Source organism: Terriglobales bacterium, assembly GCA_035624475.1.
In the GTDB taxonomy this organism is placed as follows: Bacteria; Acidobacteriota; Terriglobia; order Terriglobales; family Acidobacteriaceae; genus DASPRL01.
This window is the reverse complement of record DASPRL010000058.1, coordinates 1-5,936: the sequence shown is the minus strand read 5'-3', so window position 1 is coordinate 5,936 and position 5,936 is coordinate 1. Positions and strand designations below refer to the sequence as shown.

At 68.4% G+C, this 5,936-nt stretch carries 5 protein-coding genes; 1 reads left to right on the top strand and 4 read right to left on the bottom strand.

The window, feature by feature from the left end:
• The 3 genes from VEG08_02720 to miaA form a co-directional block, all read right to left on the bottom strand.
• The coding region (locus tag VEG08_02720) for a hypothetical protein (protein HXZ26893.1) at positions 1–209 on the bottom strand (209 nt) is incomplete at its 3' end.
• Positions 206–2,104, bottom strand: coding sequence for a glycoside hydrolase family 3 N-terminal domain-containing protein (locus VEG08_02715; GenBank protein HXZ26892.1), 1,899 nt, complete (start codon positions 2,102–2,104; stop codon positions 206–208). The genes VEG08_02720 and VEG08_02715, both read right to left, overlap by 4 nt.
• A gap of 40 nt (positions 2,105–2,144) precedes the next feature.
• Positions 2,145–3,089: a tRNA (adenosine(37)-N6)-dimethylallyltransferase MiaA gene (gene miaA, locus VEG08_02710; protein ID HXZ26891.1), complete on the bottom strand. Its 945-nt coding sequence runs from the start codon at positions 3,087–3,089 to the stop codon at positions 2,145–2,147.
• Between the two features lie 183 nt (positions 3,090–3,272).
• Here miaA and VEG08_02705 point away from each other — a divergent pair, with 183 nt between their 5' ends.
• Entirely contained in the window at positions 3,273–5,561 is a 2,289-nt protein-coding gene (locus VEG08_02705; protein ID HXZ26890.1) for a protein kinase, read from the top strand.
• Positions 5,562–5,565: 4 nt separating this feature from the next.
• Here the strand turns inward: VEG08_02705 and VEG08_02700 are convergent.
• Positions 5,566–5,936 (bottom strand): TonB family protein (locus VEG08_02700; GenBank protein HXZ26889.1); only part of this gene is annotated, 371 nt, incomplete at its 5' end.

Genomic DNA, 5,936 nt, shown 5'->3' with positions numbered 1-5,936 from the left:
CCAGGATAGAGGGCAAGGCCGATGTCCTTGGGATCGACCTGCGTATTCACCTTGAGCGAACCCATCGGGGTCTGGATGTCGACCTTCGGGTTCTTCTTGTCTTGGTCGTTCACGGTCATGCCGCAGCCCAGCAGGGCCGCGAGCAGGCAGGCGGAAAGAGCCGGAACGGCGGCGGCGGCGACGGAACGGAGGGAACGATCGGGGATCATGGGGCGGCAAACCTCCTTGCCATCTTGCGGGCGGATAGAGCGGGGCGGCGGATGCCGGCGCCACGCTCGGCCACATGCGGAATGGTGACGGGCAGCGTGCCCTGGATGGGCATCTCCCCGAAGAGCGCCTTGACCGCGCTCAGCTCGGAGCTGGCTACGCTGGAGTAGGTGCAGAGATAGGTCTGGATCGCGGGGAAGCCGGCGATCACGTAGGGACTGCCGAGCGAGACCACGGCGGTCTTGTCGGCGGCCTTTTCCAGCAGGGCGCGCAGCAGGGCGGCGGAGGCGTCGCCCAGCGAGACCGAGTTCTTCAGCTCGCCGCCCACGCGGATCTGCTTGGCCCAGGTAGGGGCGATGAAGAGCGCCACCACCACCTTCTCGGCGCGGGCCGCCTTCTCCACCAGGGCCGGGGTCAGGGCGGTGGCGGTGCGCAGATCCACAGACTGGATGTCGGCGTCGGGGACGCGAACGCGGATCTCCCGCTCCAGCCGGTGGCCGGAGTCGAGGCGCAGGTCGTCGCTGAAGATGATCACGAGCACACGCGTTCCGGCCTCCGCTACTTGTCCATACGCGAGAGCAGACGCCTTGGTTCCCTGGCGGGCGAGGGGGAGGACACGGCCATTGTCGCGCACCAGGGTGACGGCGGCGTCGGCCACCTCCTGGGCCTTGGCGACATCCTGGGGCGTGGCCACCAGGCGGGAAAGGGCGGAGACATCCACCAGGCGGGCGTGCTCCAGCTCCAGCGAGGCCTTGGCTTCCAGGATGCGGGTCACACTGGCATCGATCTGGGCCTCCGGGATCTCGCCCGAACGCACCGCCGCCACCAGGGCGCGGTAGGAGGCGTCGAGATCGTTGGGCATGACCACCATGTCTTCGCCGGCTTTCACCGCTTCGACCGCCGGATCGGCGCCCGCCCCGAAGCTCCCGGAGACGAAAAGCTGGTTGAGGGCGTTCATGTCCATGGCGTCGGGGATGACCAGGCCCTGGAAGCCGAGTTCGCCCCGCAGCGTGCCTCCGATGATGGCCGGGGAGATGGAAGCCGGACGCTGGGAGCCGGGATCGAGGGCGGGCGCCAGCTCATGCTCGATCATGATGGAATCCACGCCGGCGGCGATGGCGGCGCGGAAGGGCGGCAACTCGACCGCCTCGAAGCGCTGCCGGTCGCCAGGGATGGTGGGCAGGCCCAGGTGGCTGTCGATGTCGGTATCGCCGTGGCCGGGGAAGTGCTTGGCGGTGGTCATCAGGCCGGCCGCGCGCGCCGCCCGGATGTACTCGGCCACGTACCGGCTCACCTGCGCCGGGTCCTCGCCGAAGGAGCGCGTATTGATGATGGGGTTGTCGGGGTTGGAGTTCACGTCGGCGACGGGGAAGAGATTCCACTGCACGCCCAGGGCGCGCGACTCCAGGGCAGAGATGCGAGCGAAGTCGGTGACGTACTCCAGCTTGCCGGCGGCGCCGAAGGCCATGGCCGCGGGGAAGGGGCTGGCGTCGGTCAGGCGCATGGAAGGGCCGCGCTCGAAATCGGAGGCCACCAGCAGCGGCAGGTCGGAGTCGCGCTGCAGCGCGTTGATCAGCTCGGCGATCTCGTAGGGCGGCTGGCGGTAGACGAAGGGGCTGTCGTAGGGAACGGTGACCAGGATGGCGCCGATGTGGTAGCGGCGGAGGACGTCGCGCAGCTGCGCGTACTCGGGGCTCTCCACGTTCAGGAATTGCGCGCGCACCTGGATCATGAGCATCTGTCCCACCTTCTCCTCCAGGGAGAGCTTGCGCAGGGTCTTGCGGGACCACTTCTTGCCGCCGGAGTCGAGGTGCACAGGGCGCACGCGCTGGAACTTCTCGCCGGCAAAGGCCGGCAGCCAGAGCAGGAAGATGAGGAGAAGGACCCGGCGCAGCATGAGAGGACGATACCAGTTCCCGGTTCGCGCTTACCAGTCCTCAGGGGTGAGGAGCGAGCGCGGCTTCCACCAGGGCGAGGGCCTGCTCCTGGATGGCGGGATCGTCGCCGAAGCCGCGCAGCCAGTGGACCTCGGGCTCGCGGCGGAACCAGGTCATCTGGCGCTTGGCATAGTTACGGTGGGCCTGCTGCGCCGCCCACACCGCCAGCTTGCGGTCGATCTCGCCGCGCAGCAGTTGTGCCGCCTGGCGATAGCCCAGGGAAGAGAGCGGCGGGGCAGAATCGCCGTAGCGCTCGAGCAGGGCGCGGGTCTCCTCCACCAGGCCGGCGTCGAACATCCGGCGGGCGCGCTCGTTGATGCGGCTGTAAAGAGCATTGCGCTCGGGGTCCAGTCCCAGGCGCAGGATGCGAAAGCCGCGCAGCGGGTCGCGGCCCTGCCGCCAGAGGTCGGTCATCTTCCGCTTCGCGGCCAGGCACACTTCGATGGCGCGAATGAGTTTGGGGGTGTCGTTGGGGTGGATGGCGCGGGCGGCGCCTGGGTCCAAGCGCTGGAGGATGCGGTGAAGGTGGGCCGAGCCCTTCTGCTTGGCGCTCGCGCGCAGACGGGCGCGAAGTTCCTCGGAGCGCGGCGGGCCGGGGAAGAGGCCTTCGAGCAGCGCCCGCAGGTAGAGCCCGGTGCCGCCGGCCACGATAGGCAGGCGGCCGCGGGCGCGGATCTCGGCCAGCACGGCGCGGGCGCGGCGGGCGTAGTCGCCGGCGGTCAGCGGCTGGTCGGGAGCCAAGATGTCGAAGAGATGGTGAGGGACGCGGGCGCGCTCTTCGGCCGAGGGCTTGGCGGTGCCGATCTCCAGCTCGCGGTAGGCAGCGACCGAATCGCAGTTGACGACCTCCCCGCCGAAGCGCTCGGCGAGCGCGAGCGAGAGCGCGGTCTTGCCGCTGGCCGTGGGACCGACGATGGCCGGCAGCAGGGGCTCGGACGAGGCCACTAGCGCAGCCTCCAGGGGATGGCACGGAAGAAGCGGGCCAGGGTGAAGAGAAGGACGAGCAGCGCGATCAGAATGATGCCCAGGACCTGCTGGCGCTGTGCCCGCATGCCGCCATTGTATCCAGCTTTGATTGACTTGAGAGACGGGGCCGCATGAGAATTGCGGCCACCAGGCGGGCCTCCCATGGTCGGGCAGACGATCTCGCACTATCGCATCGAGGCGCAGTTGGGCAGCGGCGGCATGGGCGTGGTGTACCGCGCGCACGACCAGCGGCTGCAGCGCAAGGTCGCGCTCAAACTGCTGCAGGAGCGAGGCGCGGGACGCACGGAGCGCTGGGCCAGGATCCTGGCGGAAGCACGCGCGGCCTCGGCGCTGAACCATCCCGGCATCACCACCATCTATGAGGTCGGGGAAGAGGGCGAGCACCTGTTCATCGCCATGGAGCTGGTCACGGGCCGGACGCTGCGCCTGGAGCTGGCCGGTGGCCCCATGGAGACCCGGGCCCTGCTGCGGGTGGGGGCGCAGGTGGCGGAGGCCCTGGCCGCGGCCCACGCCCAGGGGATCGTGCACGGCGACATCAAGCCGGAAAACGTCATCATGCAGTCGGACGGGCGGGTGAAGCTGTTGGACTTCGGTATCGCCCGGCAACTAGCGGCTGAAACCCTGACCGTGACGCAGAGCGCCGCGCCCGTCAAGATGCCGGATTCCGCGGTAGCGGGGACGCTGGCCTACATGGCGCCGGAGCAGTTTCGGAGCGAGCCCACGGACGCGCGCTCCGACCTGTTCTCCCTGGGCGTGACCCTCTACGAGCTGGCGGCGGGGAGGCGTCCGTTTCCCGGACCGACGGCCACCGCCTTGGCCCTCCAGATCCAGAACGATGCGCCGCCGGCGTTGGCCTCCACGGCCCCTAAGGCTCCGGGAGAGCTGGCGCGCATCGTCCACAAGCTGCTGGAGAAGCAGCCGGGGGCGCGCTACCAGTCGGCGCAGGAAGTGAAGGTGGACCTGACCAACCTGGTCCGCGATCTGGAGCTGGGACTCACCCCGGCGGCGGTGGCTGGCAAGCGCGCGGTGGCGGTGCTTCCCTTCAAGCTGCTGACGCCCAACCCGGAGGACGAATACCTGGGCGTGGCCCTGGCGGACTCGATGATCAACCAGTTGGGAAGCAGCGGCGAGCTGCTGGTGCGCCCGGTCAACAGCGTGCTGCGTTACGCGAAGCAGACCATGGACCCGCTGCTGGCAGCGCGCGAGCTGAACGTGCAGGTCGTAGTGGATGGAAGCATCCAGAAGTACGGACAACAGTTGCGGGTGCACGTACAGGCATGGAATGCGGGCGATGGCTCCACGCTGTTTTCCTCCAAGCAGGATTCCGAGATGACAGGACTCTTCGCGCTCCAGGACAAGATCGCGGAGGGGCTGGCCAAGGCGCTGGGCGCCCAGCCGCCGGTAGAAGCGAGGGAAGAGCCGCCCACCAAGAACCCCATGGCCTATGAGCTCTATCTGCGGGGTGTGGAGCGGCTGTCGCGGCTGAACCGCTGGGACACGCGCACCGCCGTGGAGATGCTGGAGAACGCCACCCGGCTGGATCCCAAGTTCACGGATGCCTGGGCGCGGCTGGCCGAGGCCTGCGTGCTGATGGGCGGGGCCATGGAGCCAGGGCCGCTGTGGATGGGCCGGGCGGAAAAAGCGGTGCGGCGGGCGCTCGCCCTGGATCCAGAAAACACCGAGACCCAGGTGGCCAGCGCACGTGTGGTATGGACGCCCGCCAAGCGCTTCCAGCACCGTGCGGCACTGCGTTCGCTCGCTGCGGCACTGCACCGCAGCCCGGGATGGCACCAGGCGCTGGTGTGGCGGGGCTGCATCTTGCTGCATATCGGGTTGATGGAAGAAGCCGAAGAGGGATTGCTGGAAGCCCTGGCCAGCAATCCCGACGATCCCTTCACCCTGAATTTCCTCGGACAGACCTATTTGTATCGCAACCAGTACCAGGAAGCGGGGGAGTACATAGCGCGGGCCCTGGCCATCGATCGGGGCAACCTGTGGGGCAACCTGTTTTCTCCGACGGCCGCGCTCTATGCCGGGCAATTAGAGAAGGCGGAGAACCTGATTCGGGCAGGATCGCAGGTGTTGCCGGAGGACCCGATGCTGGTGGCCTGCGAGGGCCTGCTGTGGGCCCGGCGCGGCGAACGGCGCAAGGCGGAGCAGGCCCTGCAGCGCGCGTTGCGTAAGCCCAAGTCGCTGCTGCATACCCACCACATGGTGCACGCCGCGGCCGCGGGCTACGCCGTGCTGGGAAATACGACCAAGGCGATCACGTTGCTGGCAAGGGCCAGCGGCAACGGCCTGCCCAACTATCCCATGTTCCGCGATGAGCCCCACTTTCGGGACTGCCACGAGAACCCCTCCTTCCTGCGCCTGATGGCCAGGCTGAAGCGCGAATGGGAAGGCTACGTGCAGGAGTTCGGGAAGCGCTAGATGCTCAGCGCAGGTCGCTGCGGTCGGGGTTGTAGTAGAAGCGGATGCGCAGCGCAAGGAACTGTCCCTTGAACTCCTGCGGCAAGGGAGGGAAGGGGTCGGAAGCGCTGATGCCGGCGTAGGCGGCGCGGTCCAGGGGAACGTCGCCGGAGCCGAGTTCGAGGTGCAGGCCGGCCACCCGCCCGTCGGGCAGGATCGCGAACTGATAGGTGACCTGGCCCTTCTTGCGCAGCGGCGGGTAGGCGGATTCGGGGATCACCGCGTACCAGTTGGTGCGGATGGACGCCAGCACGCGCGACAGGTAGGGCCCGAAGTCCACCCCCATGGTATCGCTGAGGATCTCCATGTTGCTGGAGACCGGGCTGCCGGAGCGCG